This is a genomic window from Corynebacterium sp. 11A (assembly GCF_008930935.1).
GTDB classification, from domain to species: domain Bacteria; phylum Actinomycetota; class Actinomycetes; order Mycobacteriales; family Mycobacteriaceae; genus Corynebacterium; species Corynebacterium megadyptis.
This window is the reverse complement of the sequence record NZ_PQMR01000004.1, coordinates 137,042-154,430: the sequence shown is the minus strand read 5'-3', so window position 1 is coordinate 154,430 and position 17,389 is coordinate 137,042. Positions and strand designations below refer to the sequence as shown.

Here is a 17,389-nt window from a genome sequence, read left to right as displayed (position 1 = left end):
GGGTTAGTCTGGCGGGGGGGGGTGTTCAAAAAGATTCAATAGAACGTGTCGTTATACTTAATAAAGAACTGTTTACTGTCCGAGCTAATGTGCGGGCTCTTTAGCGAGAGGCGGCCACGCTGTGGCGTGCCGAGCGTGGTGCCGGTAGGACATATGCCATATTCGTATCGCAGATAGTGGGAGGCCCGACGAGCAGTGTCAGGTGATCTGGAGCGACAGCTCGCCCCGCTGGTCGCGCCCGCTGCTGATGGGGATAATAGAGCTCTACAGGAAATTATTCGGCTGATTCACCCTCTGGTGACTCGCTATGTGCGGGCGCGCATCTCCCGTAGTCAGTATCCCGCGCCCGAGGATGTGATCCAGGATGTGTGCCTAGCGGTGGCTACCGCGGTACCGAACTATAAAGATCATGGGCGCCCCTTCATGGCCTTTGTTTATGGAATCGCTTCCAATAAAGTGATTGATGCACATCGGGCCATGGGGCGCGACCGATCACACCCCACCGACGAGGTCCCTGACACTGCAGATTGCTCGATGAATCCCGAAGATGTAAGTCCAAGTCTCGACGGTAGTAACGAGGTGAGGGCCTTGCTCGATCTACTAAGTGATAGGTCTCGCGAAATCCTTGTACTCCGCCTCTTTGTGGGACTGAGCGCAGAGGAAACTGCGGAGGTTCTGGACACCACAGCAGGGGCAGTGCGCGTGGCACAACACCGAGCGCTGAAGCAGCTGCGTAAGAAATTTGAAGGAAGCACACGATGACATCTCGTTCTCACGAAGATCCGAGGGATCTGTCTGTGCAGCGCGATGAATTTTTTCAGTGCGATGCATTCCTCGACGAACTCGCCGCCGGAGCTGATCCCAGCCATGGCTCGGACCCCCTCGCCGCGGCCCTCGCGGGCATGCGCGAGGAAGTGCACAGCGATGCCGCCAGCGACTCGGTGCCGGATATTCGCGCGTTGCTGGATCAGGCGGCAGCTACCACCACGGATCCCACCGATGCTTCGGTGGCCTCGATCGCCACGCACCGCGCTAGGCGGCGGCGTCCGCAGCGGCCGCGCCTGATGGGCATGGTAGGTGGCGCCGCGCTCGGCGCTGTGGCTGCCAGCGCCATGATTGTGGTGGGCGGCACCACCGTCTACAACGCCCAGCCTGGCGGCCCCCTGTGGGGTGCTCGCGTCGCCGTCTTCGGTGAGCCCCAAGCCAATATGGTGCAGCTCGCCTCGACCTTGGAGGAAGCCGATGAACTGCGCGAGCGCGGCGATGTGGAAGGGGCCAAGCGGCTTATCGCCCAGGCCCGTGAATTGATCAACTACCTCGATGAACGTGATCAGGAGCTTGCTCACCGCCGCGTGGAAGAAGCCCAGCGCACCGTCACCATGACTCCCGCCGCGCCGCGCCCGTCCACGCGTACCTCCACGGTGACCGCCACGGTCACGCAGTCGAATTCCCCGGCGAGCACGCAGTCGTCGAAGCCCAGCGCCACGACGGAGACCACCACCGCTACAGAAACCGTCACGGAAACCGTCACCGAGTCCCATGACTATGGCGAGACCACTCGACCGGTGCGACCCGGCCAAGAGCCGGAGGTAGTGAACTCGCCGCTGGCTCCGGGTGAGCGCTCCCTCGAGGTGGGCACGAAGGATCCCAAGGATGACAAAAAGAAGTCCGCGGTGGGGCGCTTGATGCACGATGGCGGCCACGAACTGCCCAGCGATCAGCTCTGATTACTCCCCAACACATCACGACAGGCCCCACCATATGGCGGGGCCTGTCGTGATGTATTGGGATTTAACGGCCGAAGCGGCGGTGGGTGATGCCGTCGAGAAAGCCCATGCAGTACTCCCAAGGGGCATATTCATCGGGATTGGGGTTGGCACTCGGCTCGTGCACCGGCGGCAACTCGTCCTGCAAGGTGGCGTGAATATTAGATTGCATCATCTCCCAGTCGCAATAATGGGGGCGATCGCAATCCTCACAGAAGTAGACGATGCCCTTGATCCCGCGAGGAGCGAGATGGGTGCGGAACTCCTTGACCAGCGTGAGATCCTGATGCAGGCCGGCGCGCTCGTCCTCGCTCAGGGGCGCAAAGGGCTCGTCCTCGTCCAACAGACGGGCGGGGTCGTTGGGATCGCCTTCAAAGGGATCGCGTGGCATCTCAGAGAAATTCACATCGTTCAGGGTATTGAGTGTGCCCTCATTAATCAACTGTCATCCTCCGCTCAGCAATCGGGCATCCCCAGCGCCCCCATCTGCCACGAGTAGGGGTAGCAGGGGAGAAGTGTTCTCAACTCTAAGGCGGAGGGATTAGTGTTGAAAGCACCTGTATCTGCACCGTGCCGGTGAGCGTGGCCGCGAGGTGGCGTCGATCAGTATCGAACGCCCCCAAAGACGGTGACGCTGGGACAGTGACGGGGATACGCGCGACTACGAGGAGGATCTTTCAAGCAGATGAATAACGAGCGAGTGACAACCGGTGGCGATGATCCTAACAAGGTGGCCTTGGTGGGGTTGACCTTTGATGATGTGCTGCTTTTGCCCAATGAGTCCAATGTGATCCCCTCCGAGGTGACGACGTCCGCGCAATTAACGCGCAAGCTGCGCCTGCACATTCCGGTGGTGTCTGCGGCCATGGATACCGTCACCGAGGCACGCATGGCCATTGCTATGTCCCGCCAAGGTGGCATGGGTATTTTGCACCGCAATCTCTCGATCCAGGATCAGGCCGAGCAGGTGGAGCTGGTCAAGCGCTCCGAATCCGGCATGGTCTCCGATCCCGTCACCTGTCGTCCCGACCAGAGCATTGGCGAGGTGGATGCGCTGTGCGCCCGCTTCCGTATCTCTGGGCTGCCTGTGGTGGACGATAACGGCGTGCTGCTGGGCATCTGCACCAACCGCGATATGCGCTTCGAGCCGGACTTCAACCGTCCGGTCGCCGAGGTCATGACTCCGATGCCATTGGTGGTGGCCAAGGAGGGCGTGAGCAAGGAGGAAGCACTGCACCTGCTCAGTGCCAATAAGATCGAGAAGCTGCCGATCGTGGACAATGACAACCGCTTGGTGGGGCTGATCACGGTCAAAGACTTCGTGAAGACCGAGCAGTACCCGCACTCCTCCAAGGATCAGCGCGGTCGCCTGCTCGTGGGCGCAGGTATCGGCACCGGCGATGAGTCCTGGCAGCGCGCTGGGGCGTTGGTGGATGCCGGCGTGGATGTGCTCGTGGTTGATTCCGCCCACGCCCACTCCCGCGGTGTGCTGGAAATGGTCTCCCGAGTGAAGAAGGAATGGGGCGAGACCGTCGAGGTGATCGGTGGTAACTTGGCCACCCGTAGCGCCGCGAAAGCCATGATCGAGGCCGGTGCGGACGCCATCAAGGTGGGCATTGGCCCAGGTTCTATCTGCACTACGCGCGTGGTCGCAGGTGTGGGCGCCCCGCAGATCACCGCCATCATGGAGGCCGCCACCGAGGCCCACAAGGCGGGCGTGCCCATTATTGCCGATGGCGGCATGCAATACTCTGGCGATATCGCTAAGGCGCTGGCCGCCGGCGCCTCTACCGTAATGCTCGGCTCCATGCTGGCCGGCACCGCCGAGGCCCCGGGCGAGATCACCGTGGTCAACGGCAAGCAGTACAAGATGTATCGCGGCATGGGCTCGCTGGGGGCGATGCGCGGCCGTGGCCTCTCCGGTGAGCAGCGCTCCTTCTCCAAGGACCGCTACTTCCAGGCTGATGTGAAAAGCGAAGATAAGCTGGTGCCGGAAGGCATCGAGGGGCGCGTGCCCTTCCGTGGCTCGATCGACTCCATCACCCACCAGCTGGTGGGCGGCTTGCGCGCGGCCATGGGCTACACCGGCTCCTCCAGCATTGAGGAGCTTCATGAAGCTCAGTTCGTGCGGATCACCGGTGCCGGGTTGCGCGAGTCGCACCCCCACGACATTCAGATGACCGTTGAAGCTCCGAACTACTACCAGCGCTAAGATGAAGGCTCTAGGCAGACGACCTAGGGCCTTTCTTCTTGACCCTAGGCACCTATACGCCCCCGACATAGACGGAAAGTGAATACCAAAGACTATGCGTGACATCGTGGAAATCGGCATCGGCCGGGAGGCCCGCCGCACCTACTCGCTCGCTGACATCGGGCTTGTGCCCGTGCGCCGCACCCGCTCCTCGAAGGACGTGGACACTACCTGGCACTTCGATGCCTACAGCTTCGATATTCCTTTCCTCTCTCATCCGACGGACAGCCTCGCTTCCCCGGAGTTCGTCAACGCCATGGCAGAGAACGGCGGCCTGGCGGTGATCAACGCCGAGGGGCTGTGGGGCCGCCACGCTGATCTCGACGGAGCTATCGCGCAGGTGGTGAACACCGAAATGGAGCAGGGCTCCGAGGCGGCGGTGGCACTGCTGCAGCAGCTCCACGCTGCGGAACTGGACGTGGATCTGCTCGCGGAGCGCATCCGCGAGGTACGCTCTGGCGATGCCACGGTGGCTGTGCGCGTCTCCCCGCAGCATGCCCGCGAGCTCTCCCCAGTGTTGGTGAAGGCCGGCGCCGAGATCATCGTCATCCAGGGCACAATTATTTCCGCGGAGCATGTGGAGACCGGCGGCGAGCCCTTGAACCTGAAGGAGTTCATCGGCACCCTCGACGTGCCGGTGATCGCCGGTGGTGTGGGCGATTATCACACCGCGCTCCACCTGATGCGCACCGGCGCCGCCGGTGTGATCGTGGGCGGCGGTTCTAATACCAATGACCTCACCGTGGGCATCCATACCCCGATGGCCTCCGCCATCGCCGATGTGGCTGCGGCGCGTCGTGACTACCTCGACGAGACCGGCGGCCGCTATGTGCACATCATTGCCGACTCCGATGAATTGGTGTACTCCGGCAATGTCGCCCGCGCCATGGCCTGCGGTGCCGATGCCGTCATGCTGGGCAGCCCGCTGGCTTTTGCCACCGAGTCTGCCGCTCCCGGCTGGTTCTGGCCTTCGGTGACCGCGCATCCCCGGTTCCCGCGCGGCATGGTGCAGCAGGTGGGCTTCGGTGGAGACTCCGAGGGCAGCGACCTCGTGCCGCTGAAGACCCTGCTGCACGGACCCTCCAGCTCCTGCTACGGATCGGAGAACTTTGTCGGCGGACTGCGCCGCGCCATGGCCAAGTGCGGCTACTCGGATCTTAAGAGCTTCCAGAAGGTGGAGCTGATGGTGCGCAACTCGCCCTTCTGATGCTGTGTGAGCCGCCGCGCCGGAGCCTATGGGCAGGCGGCCACGCTTAGTGCAGCGACACTGCATACAGCACGAACCCCACGCCGAAAGCGTGGGGTTGCGTTCTTTCTAGTGGGCGTTGAGCCAGTCGATAACCTTATCCATGGCCTCGTGCTTGGCGGGCTCGTTGAGCACCTCGTGCATCTGGCCCTCCCAGTAGATGAGCTCCTTATCAGTGGAGCCAATGGCGTTGTACCAGTCTTGGGCGAAGTACGGCGGCACCAGTCCGTCTTTGCTGCCGTGCATGATGAGGGTCGGGGCGGTGAACAGATCAGCGTTCGTCGCATCGTAGGAGCCCGCGAAGGCCATCTGTTCGGCCATACCGAGGCTAATCTTCTTATTTACTAGGGGATCGGTCTGGTATTCGGCGGTCACCGCCGGATCGGAGGCCACCCCGTCGGTGAAGGCATTCGGCACCTGGATGAGGTCGCTGCCCAGCGGCGAGGGCATATGAATATCGCGGCGGCCGGGGATCATCTCATTGACCATGTGGGCATTAAAAGTGGTCAGCTCTCGGAAAGGCAGGCTCTCGTACATGCTCGGCTGCGCATTGCGCTGCGTCTCGGTGATCGCCTCGGGGGTGATGGTCTGCCCCGAGTTGTTCACACCGGAGAGGTTGAGCGGTGCGCCGCCGCCATTGGTGACAAAGGCATCGATCTGGCCGGGGTATTTAATGCCGTAGAACTGTGCCGCGAGTGCGCCCATGGAGTGGCCGAGCATAAAGGTCTTCAATCCCGGGTTCTCGGACTTGGCTTTGTTAACCAGCTGGTTCATATCGTCGACGAGATAATGAAAATCATCGATGTGGCCGCGCACCACCGCATTACCCAGCTCGGGGAGGGCGGACTTGCCGTGGCCCCGGTGGTCCAGCCGGTAGACATTGTAGCCGGCGTCGAGCAGGCGGTTGCTCACGTAGTCATAGCGGCCCGAATGTTCGGCGGCACCATGGATGACCACCACGGTGCCGCGGGCGTGCGGCTGGGTCTGCGACTTCCACCAGATCTGGGTGCCCTTGCCGTCGGTGCTCGTCATGTATCCCTCCTGCACCTGGACCTGGGCGTGGTCCTGTACTGCGGCGGGCGCCTCCGCGGCGTAGACCGGTGCGGCCACGGCGAGCGGTGCCGCCAGAGTGGCCAGTGCAGTGGTGGTGGCGATGAACAGTGTGCGCTTCGAGTTCATGGTCGGCCTCTTTTCCATAAAGTGACACGGGAGCACGAGCATAAATGCCCCCTTTCTGGGGTGGCGCGATGTACGCGGTTAAACCTCCTTTGAGGATGCTTGTCGACGCAATCCGCGGCACATGCGCGCCCGAGCACGTGGTGAAACGTTGGTGATGGCGAGGGTGTGGCGTCCCAGCAGCGCGGGGCGTGGCCTCGTCGGCATCAGCGCTTATTACGTAACCGTAAGTCTATGGTTCTTGTCTCACCCCATCAAGGGCAGACCAGCGCAATTGTGTATCGGCGGGGTAGGCTCCATGGAGTGTTGTGCGGGGTAGGTATCACAATGGCGGCTCATTCTTGTCTGGGCTAACTGTGTAAAGGTGCTGGCAGGTGGCCTATTTTATGCAGCTACTGGCGACTGCTCCTTCATGGACAAAGAAGGGGGTAGTATGTCAGGTGACCAGAAAGTAATGGGGGTAAAAACTACTGTGGAAATCTGCGGTTATATAGGGGGTGTAATGCCCGTTTTGCTATTGATCGGCGCGAGGTGGACGATTGGCGGCGGGGTGTTGTGGAGGAGGTGGGCGTCGAAAAGCGAATGCAGGGGAATGCACTAGAGTAATCAGTCATGAGCGAGCAGACTAAGAAGCAAAAACCCGCCGAACGCGCAGATGATGTGCCTGAGCAGTTGCGAATCCGTCGCGAGAAGCGCGAGAAGCTGCTTGCCGAGGGGCGCGAACCCTATCCAGTTGAGGTGGACCGCACTATCTCTATCACAGAGCTGCGTCGTCAGTTCTTTGTGCGCAAAGACGACGCCGGCGAGGCCCCCGAGGGGGCGCGAGTGCTGGAGGTCGGTGAAGAAACCGACACCGAGGTGGCTATCGCAGGGCGCGTGATCTTCGTTCGTAATACCGGCAAGCTGTGCTTCGCCACCCTGCAGGAGGGCAGCGGAGAGACCATGCAGGCGATGCTCTCGCTGCGGGAGGTGGGCGAGGACGCACTCGCCAGCTGGAAGCAGGACGTGGACCTAGGCGATATTGTCTCCGTGCGTGGTCGTGTCATTGCCTCCAAGCGAGGTGAACTATCCGTGATGACGTCGCGTTGGCATATGGCGGCAAAGTCCTTGCGCCCGCTGCCGGTGGCGCATAAGGAGCTGAGCGAAGATACCCGCGTGCGCCAGCGCTATACGGACCTCATTATGCGAGAGCAGGCCCGTCGCAACGCCATGACCCGTATTAAGGTCATGCGTGCGCTGCGCCACCACCTCGAGGGCGAGGGCTTCGTGGAGGTAGAAACCCCGATGCTGCAGACTTTGCACGGTGGCGCCGCGGCACGTCCTTTCGTGACTCACTCCAATGCCATGGACATGGATCTCTATCTGCGTATCGCGCCGGAACTCTATCTCAAGCGCTGCGTGGTCGGAGGCCTGGAGCGCGTGTTTGAGGTCAACCGCAACTTCCGCAACGAGGGCGTGGACTCCTCCCACTCGCCGGAGTTCGCCATGCTGGAGACCTACCAAGCGTGGGGCACCTACGAGGACGGTGCCCGCACCATCCGCGAGCTGATTCAGGCCGTGGCCATGGAGGTCTTTGGTTCCACCACCGTCACCCTCGCCGATGGCACTGAGTATGATCTCGGCGGCGAGTGGAAAGAAATTGAGATGTATCCCTCGCTCAACGAGGCGCTGCAGCGTAAATTCCCAGGGCAGCCCGAAGTCACTATCGACAGCAGCGTCGAGGAGCTGAAGCAGATCGCCGCAGCGATCGGCCTGGACGTTCCGGCGGCGGGAGGCTGGGGCCACGGCAAGCTGGTAGAGGAGATCTGGGAGCTGCTCTGCGAAGATCAGCTGCACGGCCCGATTTTTGTCAAGGACTTCCCAGTGGAGACCTCGCCGCTGACTCGTTCTCACCGCGAGAAACCCGGGGTGACCGAGAAGTGGGACCTCTACGTTCGTGGCTTTGAGCTGGCCACCGGCTACTCCGAGCTGGTCGATCCGATCATTCAGCGGGAGCGCTTCGAAGACCAAGCTCGCCTGGCCGCGGATGGCGATGATGAAGCCATGGTGCTGGACGAGGACTTCTTGGCCGCCATGGAGCAGGGTATGCCGCCTACCGCTGGCTGCGGCATGGGCATTGACCGACTGCTCATGGCGCTGACTGGCCTCGGTATCCGCGAGACCGTGCTCTTCCCGATTGTGAAGCCCGAGCTCTAAAAGCTCGCTGCCGAATATAAGCCCACCCGCCCTCCGCGTCTTGGATTCTGTCCAAGCGCAGACGGCGGGTGTCGTGTGTGTAGGGGACCCTAGGAGTGGTCGCGGATGCCCGTGTGGGTGGCTGCGGCGCGGTCCTTTCTCTCGCCGCGGGCGGTGGTCCATACTGCAGCGGCGGCCCGGGCGTCGCGCAGTTTCACGTGTGGTAGGTAACAGCGAGAGACAGCGAGACCGATGGCGGGTAGGACGGTGGGGTCGTCATAGCAGAGCAGCCAAGAGTGCTCCACCGGCTTGAACTTGCGCTTGAAGGCGGCGAGGGAACGGAAGCCATAGAGGGGCTCGAGGACTCCGCCGAGTTCATTGAGCATCATGCCGAGTAAGTTAGAGGTATCCCCGCCAGAGAGGGGAGCTCCGGAGAGGGAGACCCACTCCAGCTGTGGTCCGTAGATATCGGGTGCGGTGGTGATCGCCTCGGCGATAAGAAATTCCACCACGGGTCGAAATCCCTCGCGATCTCGGCGCATGAAGTCCAAGGTGATTCCGATAATCTCACCGTTGTGGCGCACCGGCAACCAACTTGTGACACCGTGCACGTGTAGCGTGTCATCCACGGCGATCAGCAGCTTCACCTCATCATCGATGAGTTCTGATACCGAACCGAGAGTAAAGCCCATCTCCGGCAAGGCTTTTTCCGAGACCCATTGTTCGCTCAATGCATGGATCTGGGCACGAATCACAGGGTTGGCCTGGGACCACGTGGTCCACTCATAGCGAATATTCTCCTTGACGGCGCGGTTACGGGCCGTGCGCACGTCCTGAAATTTCTTGCCCTTGAACTCGATACCCACCTCTACCACGGACTCTTCAGCCACGTGCAGGGAGGAATAATGTGCGGCACGCGTGGAGGCGAAGTCGTTATTCACCGAATACCAGGCCACTCGCCAGCCTTGGTTGCGGGCATACTGTTCGAACTCATCGGCAACACTCGACAACTCAGCAGCATCCAGCACCACCGGAGCACCGACGGTGACCGCGATAGAAGCGTGGACACGATAGGCCACATAGCCGCGTTCGTCTGCTGCGATCCAATAGGAATTGTGCGGCCATGTGCCCATCCATGAAATGTGGTCGCCGGTGCCTTCTTCCAAGATGCGGCGTACTGCTGAAGGCACTGTCGATGGAGCTGGGGAGGTGAACAACCGCCACAATATGATCGCTGCGGCTGTCCAGAAGATCACCGGAGTCCATTCAAAGCTGAGGCTCTCCATGCCCGATTCTGGAATAAGTGGTGCCGGCGAGAATCGGGACAAAACTGGGGGGAGGAAGCGCCACGGCAACTCGCGCAGGCCGGTCATGGTGGGCAAGATCGCGAGCCAGAGCCCCGCGAGTACCATGGCGAGACCGCCCATGATGGCCATGGAGCGCACCACAGCTCGACGTGATCCCGCTGAGGTGAACCACTTCCTTTGGGCAATGAGGGCGAGAGCCTGCACAACGAAAGGAGCCCATGCGATACCGACGCGCGAGGATGCGGCGATAATCACCCCGGCGGTGGCGAGAAGCAGCACGATAGTGGCATAGAGCGCGCGGCGGCGGCCACGGGCGAGTCCGTAGCAGAGCACTCCAAAGACGAGTGCGATGGCCACATTGCCGAGGAAGGGCGCAATACCTGCATTGTTTACGGAGTTCGCAGCGCTCATGCATGCTGCACTATGGCGAGCATGAGCGCATACCTCTTCCGCTGAGTCAAGAGACCAAGACGGGGAGGTGACAAATAGTCCGAGTGAGGAAAGCACCGCATTGCTGTGTGGATTCATGGCGGCCAAAAAGGGGCCGATGGCAACGGCGAATACCGTGATTGCGGAAATGCGGCGCTTTTCTCGCACAGTCGCCTGCCAGTCCCAATGGCGGACCGTGATCAACCCGCATCCCGCCACCGCGATCGCTATCGCAACATCCTGCAATGTTCCGGAATAGAGGAGCAAGACTACCGCGATCACGACAGAGAAGAACTGTACTCTGCGTCGCCACACCACGGTGTAGCGAGGTGCAGCCAACATGCTGACGGCCAGCAGCCACACTGTTGGGGTAAGAATTGTGCCCGAGGCGATCCCTCGGGCCCACCCAGAGTGCGCTGTCCAGAGCTCTCCGAGTGCGACCGCAGTGCCGACAGCGAGGGTTTGAGACAGTATCGCGGCGAGTAGATAGCGCCACGTACCTAGGGTGCGCTCAGCGGGTATGCCGAGGAGGAGTAACCCAAGTGTGGCGGGAAACAAGCCCTGCAGCGTTTGGGTACTGAGCCCGCTAATCGCTACCTTTTCCAGATAGCTTTCTGGGCCGAAGACGGCGTTTATTCCCACCAGATGGATAATCCACGCACAGGCGATCATCGAGAGGGTGACGGGTCCAGAGACTGCATAGTTGAGCAGTCGGCGGCGCAGGAGTACCAGCAGAGTTGGTGGCTCAGCTTTCGGGTCGGTTGTAGAATCGTGAGCCGTGGCGTCGGGTGAGTGTGTCATGTCAGTCCCCCTCGTTGAGCAATGAATTCAAAATCGTTGGTAATGGCCGCGCGCCATACTTGCCACGTATGGCCGCCTGGATATTCCTGGTAGTGGCTGTCTACCCCAAGGGAACGCAGTTGGGAGTCAAATCCCTGCATCGCCCGCTGAGCATCGTGATCGCGCGCCCCAGCAGCAAAGCGAGCGGCGCGCCCCCGATAGGCCGTGGAGTTGGAGTTCAGGGCAGCAGTGAGGACATCCCGTGGATTGTGAGCAGCGAAAGCATCTTCGCTGCCCTGAAAGAGCTGATCCACGGTCTGCTTATGATTGCCCACCGATGGTTCCGCCTCACCGGAATAGTCCAAAACTGTGCCGAAGGCATCGGGGTGTCGGGAGAATATCTGCAGTGCACACGTGCCACCGTAAGACAAACCTCCGATACTCCACCGGCTGCGATCTGGAGTGGCTCCGAGGGAAGAAATCGCATAGTTAGGCACTGTGGTGCGTACATAGTCCTCAACCTCGCCGACACATTTCGGGGCGCCCGCGAGGGTGCCGGTGGCATCGACACTCAGAATCAGGGGCGCGGTGCCGTTGTGCCTCTGCTGGAAGGCATCAGCTATGTGAGTGAGCTGTCCGGTGTTGAACCACTGGGGTGGCGAACCGGGAGAACCGGGCATGAGTATCAACACTGGTAATTTCTCCCCTGCAAAGAAAGCCGGTGGCAGATAAGCCTGGGCTGGGCGCGGCTGGTAGCCGCTGCCGCTGGGGATGTCGATGCTGACGAGTGCACCGACGGTGTCTCCGTCCTTATTCTCCGGGACGGTGTTCTTGGCACGCATCGCCTCCGCCTCGCTCATGCTCATCTTCGCTGCATGTGGCCGCGGATCCAAGGCTCCGAGCGTGGGATAGACCTGATAGGCGGTGTTGGCCACCATCAGCGCTCCGATCAGGGCAAGTACGACGAGGGGGAGAAGCAGCACTCCGCGTCGCCGCGGCCGGATTGCGAGGCTCGTCAGAGCTGCCACGAGTACAGCCACCGTCACTCCACCGGAGAGGTAGATCTCGGTGGGGATGTGATCGGGGAAGGGGCGCCAGATCTTTTCCAGTCCGATCCATATTCCGAGTGGCACCAGCGCTCCCGCTGCTAGAGCGACGAGCCCAGCTCGGCGATGCAGGCGGCCCCCGCGCAGCAAAAGTAGTGCTGCGGCCACGATCGCGATAATCAACAGCGCGATACTCACCGCAGCTGCCTTGTGCGTCGTCAACGGCACCGCCGTGAGTGTTCTCCACACTGTTGTCATAGTCGGAGACAGTAGCTTGCTCTGCGCTGTTCCCCTAGTTGCTCCACAGCTCGGATACCCCCAGCTATTCGCTATTCAAAAAATAGAAAATGCCAGCTCAGAGTGGCGTGTATGGGAAAAAGGAGGGGCAATCTGGAGATCAGCTGTGAGCCTGCTAGTGGCTTGCTGAGGACTCGTCCCCAAAATGCTCCCAACAAGCCGGTGCTGAGGTTCTAGCGTGTCTAAACTGTCATCAAAAATGTGTCTGATCTCACCGTAGCTAGGGTAGGTGCAGGTGGGTGAATCGACGCGCCGCGGCTGGCTGGGGGCTACTACGCTTAATAAGCGAGACATGCGCCCGCCGCTCGCTGTGCTGCGGCGCGCACCCTACGATTGCATTTACGAAGCGAGGCAGGGCCCACGCCATGGAACCGAAGAACCGGCTAAACCACGATGAACACAAGGTCCAGAGCAATATCTCTCGGGTCCGTGCCCGCCCCTTTCGCCTCACCGAGGATCGTGTGACCCTGGCCCATGGCTCCGGTGGCAAGGCATCCGCCGCGCTCGTCGAGCAGGTATTCCTCGACGCCTATGGCAATCCCATCCTCTCTGCCGGTGGCGATTCGGCTGTGGTGGCAGCAGACTCCTTCATCCGCGAAGCGGGCAGTGCGCTGGCGATGTCCACCGATTCCTATGTGGTCAATCCCATCGAGTTTCCCGGCGGTTCCATTGGCGACTTAGCCATCAACGGTACGGTCAATGATCTTTCGATGGCAGGTGCACAGCCCTCGCTGATCTCGGTGGCTTTTATCTTGGAAGAAGGGCTCGAGATTGCGGTGTTGCGTCGCATAGTGGAGGACATGCGCGCCGCCGCCGATGCAGCTGGGGTGACTATCGCCGCCGGAGATACCAAGGTGGTGCCCAAGGGAGCCGGCGACAAGCTCTACATCACGACCGCCGGCATCGGCACCATCAAGCCGAACCTGCAGCTCGGCTCCGAACATGTACAGGTGGGGGACAGCATTATTATCTCCGGCCCCATCGCAGACCACGGCATGGCCGTCATGCTGGCCCGCGGTGATCTGGCCATTCACGCCCCTATCGAGTCCGATACCCGGTCCCTCAATTCCGATGTGCAGGCGCTTATCGACGCCGTCCCGCAGGTGCGCTGGATGCGAGATGCCACCCGCGGCGGTGTGGCCACCGTACTCAATGAGCTTGCTCGTTCCACCGGCCTCGGAGTCGCCATCGATGAGCAGGGGGTGCGGGTGCGTGATATGACCCGCGCCGCCTGCGACATGCTGGGTATCGATCCGCTCTATGTGGCCAATGAAGGGACCTTTGTCGCCGTGGTTCCGGCGGCGCAGACTGAGGCGGCGCTGCGCGCACTCCATGCAGCGGGCGCGCCCGAAGCCGTGGAGCTGGGGCAGGTAGTGGAGCAACCGGCGGCCTCGGTGGTGCTACGCACCGGCTTCGGTGGCACCCGCATGGTGGACATGCTGGTCGGGGACCCATTGCCCCGCATTTGCTAGTCGAGCTGCCACGGCTTGGCCGAGGGAGAGCCCGCCATCATTGGCGGGAACGACGCGGTGTTCCTTCAACTCCGGCAGCGCGCGGCGCAGGTGCGTGAGCATCAAGCGGTTAAGGCCACAGCCACCACTAATACCCATGATCTCTGCCCCAGTCTCGGCGGCAATGCGGCGCATCTGGGTGGCAAGAATCTGCGCCAGCCCGTGGTGGAAACGCCACGCCGCCGTCGCGGCGGCGGTGCCATCAAGAGCCTCCTGCACCAGCTCGGGAATGCTGCCCGCCGTGGAGGGCAGCCGCTCGGTGGCGCTGCGGGCGCAGGTTTCCAGCCGCAGCGCGGCATGGGCTTCAAAACTCTGTTGGGGGCAGAGGCCAAGCATGGTCGAGACGGCGTCGATAAGCCTGCCTGCTGAGCTGCACTCCACCGCCCCATATCCGGTGCGCAGCTGGGCTTCGACGATCTCACGCTCTGCTGCTGGCGCGGGCAGCGGCGGGCAATCGATGCCATAGGCGTGGGTGAGTCCGGCGGCGATGCGCCAGGGATGGCGGACCGCGCGGTCGCCTCCGAGAAGCGGAAAACGAGGGATGTGCCAGGCCCGAGTACAGCCACGATCAGGGGAATAGCTGAGGATTTCGCCGCCCCAGATCGTGCCGTCGAGACCATAGCCGGTGCCATCCAGCGTGGCGATCACCGCCCGCTGACCGAGAAGCTGGTGTTCAGCGAGAAGCGATACAGCGTGGGCGTGGTGGTGCTGCACCTGCACCACGGGCAATCCGGTGCGTTCCGCCCACGCCGTGGTGGCATAGTTCGGGTGCAGATCGCAGGCCACGAGCTTCGGCTCAGAGCGACGCATACTCAGCAGCTGCTCCACGGCGCGCTCAAAGGCCTGCTGGGTCGCCCAGGATCCCATGTCGCCGATATGAGCGGAGATATGTGCGGTGTCGCCGACGAGCAGGGTGAAGGTGTTTTTTAATTCCCCGCCCACGGCCAGCACCGTCGGCGAGGACGACGCGCTAGGCAGCGAGAGCGTTAGCGGTAGCGGTGCCTTACCGCGCGAGCGACGCACCGGCAGCAAGCAATCATGGTGGACAAGATCCACGGAATCCTCCACCGGGACGTGGATCGGCCGGTCGTGCATCACCCACCCATCGGCTATTTCTGCGAGCTGGTCGCGGGCGCGATCATTATCGAAGCAGATCGGCTCGCCGGAGATATTGCCAGAGGTGGCCACCACGGGGCGATCCACGAGCAGGGTGTGCAGCGGGGTATAGGGCAGCATAATGCCAATATCGGCGTTACTCGGTGCCACCTCAGGGGCGAGGTCATAATCGGCGGACTGCGGGGCGATAACGATGGGCTGGGCGGGCTGGGACACCAGCTTCGGGTCGATCTCTGCGAGGCGTTCGACCTCGGCGAGCGGTGCCATCACGGCGAAGGGCTTATGGGGCCGATGCTTACGCCGGCGCAGCCTCGCCACACTGGCTGAGTTGCGCGCATCGCAGAGCAGGTGGAACCCGCCCAGGCCTTTGACCGCCAGAATCTCACCTGCGGCCAGCCACTCGGCAGCCAGTGTGAGATCGCCCTCCACCCTGTGACCCTCGCGCTCCAGCCAGAGCTGCGGGCCGCAGTCAGGGCAGCTGATGGGCTGGGCGTGATAGCGCCGATCCAGCGGGTCGCCGTATTCGGCGGCGCACCGCGGGCACATGGGGAACTCCCGCATTGTGGTGCGAGGGCGGTCATAGGGCAGAGACTCAATAATCGATAGCCGTGGACCGCAGTTGGTGCAGGTGGTGAAGGGATAGCGGAAGCGTCGATTGTGCGGATCTGCCATATCAGCCACGCACTCTGGGCAGACGGCCACATCTGGTGGCAGCAGGGTAGGGGTGGCGCCGGAATGCTGCGAGGCGACGATGCGAAAGCCGTGTTCTGCGGGGCGCAGCGGTATCGCGGTGATGTGGTGGCGCTTCACCTGCGCCAGTGGTGGCAGCTCGTCTAAGACGGCTTGGAAGAACTCCGAGAGTACTGCTGGGGCACCTTGGGCCTCGATATAGACGGCCGAGTCGGAATTGCCGCAGAACCCAGTGAGCGGAAATCGTGCGGCACACCGAGCGACATGGGGCCTAAACCCCACGCCTTGTACCACCCCGAGAATCTCAGCCCGTCTGCGTTCACTCACCATATTCCCGATAGTAGTAGTGGCTGCTAGATTCGATCACGTGCACGAAGTCGCTCTGTCCAGCCAGCTTGCAGCAGTGGTGCGCCGCGCCGCCGCCGGCCGCCGAGTACGCGTAGTCCATCTCGAGGTGGGGGAGCTGCGGCAGGTGGTGCCCGCCTCTTTCGAGTATGCGTGGCGCTTCGTCTCTGCCGGCACCGAACTCGACGGCGCCCAGCTCGACACCCGCTGGATTCCGGTGCGGCTGGGATGCTCCTGCGGTTTTCACGGCGAGATGGGCGCCGAGCTGAACCTATGCTGCCCGCGCTGCGGTGGAGCCGCCGAGATTCTCTCTGGGGAGGAATTTCGGGTGGTTGATATCGAGGTGGAGGGGCCGGCCCCCGCGCTAAGCTGAGGGCACAGCTACTTTCTGCGAGCAGGCGAAAAGAGAAGAACTATGGGACGATTCCACCGACACGACGATGGCACAGTGCACAGCCATGAGTACGGGCATAGCCATGAGCACGGGCACGCTCCGGCACCGGGCAGCGAGCACGATCTCGGAGATCACTCAGCCTATGACACTGGGCGCGAGCGTATCTCGGTATTGGAGGACATCTTCACGGAAAACGACCGCTGTGCCGCCGAGAACCGTGCCGCCTTCGACGCCCACGGTGTCGAGTGCATCAACCTCATGAGTTCCCCCGGCGCCGGCAAAACCACGGTGCTACAGCGCAGCCTCGCCGCCCTCGCAGGCCAGGTGCGTATCGGTGTTATTGAAGGAGATATTGAGACCTCCCTGGACGCAGATCGGCTCCGCGGCCATGGCGCCCAGATTTCTCTGCTCAACACCGGCCACGGTTTCGGCGGGGAGTGCCATCTCGACGCCCCCATGGTGCACCGCGCCCTGCAGGGGTTGGATCTCTCCCAGCTGGATCTGGTGATCGTGGAGAACGTGGGCAATCTCGTCTGTCCTGCCGAGTTTGCGGTGGGAGAGCACCGCAAGGCCATGATCTTCTCCATTACTGAGGGCGAGGACAAGCCGCTGAAATATCCCGTGATGTTTAAAGCCGTCGACGCCATCGTGATGAACAAGATGGATCTCGCACCCCATCTGGACTTCGACATGGAGCTGTTCCGCTCCAATCTGCACTCAATAAACCCGAATGCGCCGGTGATCGAGATGTCCGCCCGCACTGGAGAGGGGCTGGAGGACTGGCTGGATTGGCTCCGGCCTAGCCCTGCCTAAAACTGGTGCGGGACTAGAGCAGGTACACCTTTTGGGGGTAGAACACC

General features: G+C 61.9%; 13 protein-coding genes. 8 read left to right on the top strand and 5 right to left on the bottom strand.

All coding sequences use genetic code 11. From position 1 onward, the window contains the following. Positions 1-195 precede the first annotated feature (195 nt). Both GBB18_RS05245 and GBB18_RS05240 read left to right on the top strand, forming a co-directional pair. Positions 196-762 (top strand): sigma-70 family RNA polymerase sigma factor, encoded by a 567-nt coding sequence (locus tag GBB18_RS05245; RefSeq protein WP_151640968.1) that lies wholly within the window; start codon positions 196-198, stop codon positions 760-762. After that, positions 759-1,727: a hypothetical protein gene (locus GBB18_RS05240; protein WP_151640967.1), complete on the top strand. Its 969-nt coding sequence runs from the start codon at positions 759-761 to the stop codon at positions 1,725-1,727. Before GBB18_RS05245 ends, GBB18_RS05240 begins: the two co-directional genes overlap by 4 nt. A 64-nt stretch (positions 1,728-1,791) precedes the next feature. Here the strand turns inward: GBB18_RS05240 and GBB18_RS05235 are convergent, their stop codons facing one another. Beyond that, positions 1,792-2,172, bottom strand: coding sequence for a DUF5319 domain-containing protein (locus GBB18_RS05235; RefSeq protein ID WP_192795931.1), 381 nt, complete (start codon positions 2,170-2,172; stop codon positions 1,792-1,794). A gap of 279 nt (positions 2,173-2,451) precedes the next feature. On the opposite strand from GBB18_RS05235, the gene guaB reads away from it, so the two are divergent. Further along, the gene (guaB, locus tag GBB18_RS05230) at positions 2,452-3,978 is read left to right on the top strand and encodes an IMP dehydrogenase (protein WP_151640966.1); all 1,527 of its coding nucleotides are present in this window, start codon (positions 2,452-2,454) and stop codon (positions 3,976-3,978) included. 94 nt (positions 3,979-4,072) lie between these two features. After that, complete coding sequence (locus GBB18_RS05225; protein WP_151640965.1) at positions 4,073-5,224, top strand: GuaB3 family IMP dehydrogenase-related protein; 1,152 nt, start codon at positions 4,073-4,075, stop codon at positions 5,222-5,224. A gap of 108 nt (positions 5,225-5,332) precedes the next feature. On the opposite strand, the gene GBB18_RS05220 is transcribed toward GBB18_RS05225, so the two are convergent. After that, positions 5,333-6,442 carry an alpha/beta hydrolase gene (locus GBB18_RS05220; protein ID WP_151640964.1) on the bottom strand — a complete coding sequence of 370 codons (1,110 nt, stop codon included), beginning with the start codon at positions 6,440-6,442 and terminating at the stop codon, positions 5,333-5,335. Between the two features lie 609 nt (positions 6,443-7,051). Here GBB18_RS05220 and lysS point away from each other — a divergent pair. Beyond that, a complete protein-coding gene (gene lysS / locus GBB18_RS05215) occupies positions 7,052-8,635 on the top strand; it encodes a lysine--tRNA ligase (protein ID WP_151640963.1) in 1,584 nt (527 codons plus the stop codon). A gap of 89 nt (positions 8,636-8,724) precedes the next feature. On the opposite strand, the gene GBB18_RS05210 is transcribed toward lysS, so the two are convergent. Next, positions 8,725-11,151, bottom strand: a complete 2,427-nt coding sequence (locus tag GBB18_RS05210) for a bifunctional lysylphosphatidylglycerol flippase/synthetase MprF (protein ID WP_151640962.1) — start codon at positions 11,149-11,151, stop codon at positions 8,725-8,727. After that, positions 11,148-12,434 carry an esterase family protein gene (locus tag GBB18_RS05205; protein WP_151640961.1) on the bottom strand — a complete coding sequence of 429 codons (1,287 nt, stop codon included), beginning with the start codon at positions 12,432-12,434 and terminating at the stop codon, positions 11,148-11,150. Before GBB18_RS05205 ends, GBB18_RS05210 begins: the two co-directional genes overlap by 4 nt. A 404-nt stretch (positions 12,435-12,838) precedes the next feature. On the opposite strand from GBB18_RS05205, the gene hypE reads away from it, so the two are divergent. Next, positions 12,839-13,945 (top strand): hydrogenase expression/formation protein HypE, encoded by a 1,107-nt coding sequence (hypE, locus tag GBB18_RS05200; RefSeq protein ID WP_151640960.1) that lies wholly within the window; start codon positions 12,839-12,841, stop codon positions 13,943-13,945. On the opposite strand, the gene hypF is transcribed toward hypE, so the two are convergent. Then, a complete protein-coding gene (gene hypF, locus GBB18_RS05195) occupies positions 13,874-16,120 on the bottom strand; it encodes a carbamoyltransferase HypF (RefSeq protein WP_151640959.1) in 2,247 nt (748 codons plus the stop codon). The genes hypE and hypF overlap by 72 nt on opposite strands. A gap of 37 nt (positions 16,121-16,157) precedes the next feature. Between hypF and GBB18_RS05190 the strand changes: the two genes are divergently transcribed. Both GBB18_RS05190 and hypB read left to right on the top strand, forming a co-directional pair. Continuing rightward, the gene (locus GBB18_RS05190) at positions 16,158-16,508 is read left to right on the top strand and encodes a hydrogenase maturation nickel metallochaperone HypA (RefSeq protein ID WP_151640958.1); all 351 of its coding nucleotides are present in this window, start codon (positions 16,158-16,160) and stop codon (positions 16,506-16,508) included. A 42-nt stretch (positions 16,509-16,550) separates the two neighbouring features. After that, positions 16,551-17,342, top strand: coding sequence for a hydrogenase nickel incorporation protein HypB (gene hypB / locus GBB18_RS05185; protein WP_151640957.1), 792 nt, complete (start codon positions 16,551-16,553; stop codon positions 17,340-17,342). The last annotated feature ends 47 nt before the right edge of the window (positions 17,343-17,389 follow it).

What these genes read in the sequence shown, in the direction of transcription:
- GBB18_RS05240 (WP_151640967.1), top strand. Translation starts at nt 759, where the DNA reads ATGACATCTCGTTCTCACGAAGATCCGAGGGATCTGTCTGTGCAGCGC.
- guaB (WP_151640966.1), top strand. Translation starts at nt 2,452, where the DNA reads ATGAATAACGAGCGAGTGACAACCGGTGGCGATGATCCTAACAAGGTG.
- GBB18_RS05225 (WP_151640965.1), top strand. Translation starts at nt 4,073, where the DNA reads ATGCGTGACATCGTGGAAATCGGCATCGGCCGGGAGGCCCGCCGCACC.
- GBB18_RS05220 (WP_151640964.1), bottom strand. Translation starts at nt 6,442, where the DNA reads ATGAACTCGAAGCGCACACTGTTCATCGCCACCACCACTGCACTGGCC.
- lysS (WP_151640963.1), top strand. Translation starts at nt 7,052, where the DNA reads ATGAGCGAGCAGACTAAGAAGCAAAAACCCGCCGAACGCGCAGATGAT.
- GBB18_RS05210 (WP_151640962.1), bottom strand. Translation starts at nt 11,151, where the DNA reads ATGACACACTCACCCGACGCCACGGCTCACGATTCTACAACCGACCCG.
- GBB18_RS05205 (WP_151640961.1), bottom strand. Translation starts at nt 12,434, where the DNA reads ATGACAACAGTGTGGAGAACACTCACGGCGGTGCCGTTGACGACGCAC.
- hypE (WP_151640960.1), top strand. Translation starts at nt 12,839, where the DNA reads ATGGAACCGAAGAACCGGCTAAACCACGATGAACACAAGGTCCAGAGC.
- hypF (WP_151640959.1), bottom strand. Translation starts at nt 16,120, where the DNA reads ATGGTGAGTGAACGCAGACGGGCTGAGATTCTCGGGGTGGTACAAGGC.
- hypB (WP_151640957.1), top strand. Translation starts at nt 16,551, where the DNA reads ATGGGACGATTCCACCGACACGACGATGGCACAGTGCACAGCCATGAG.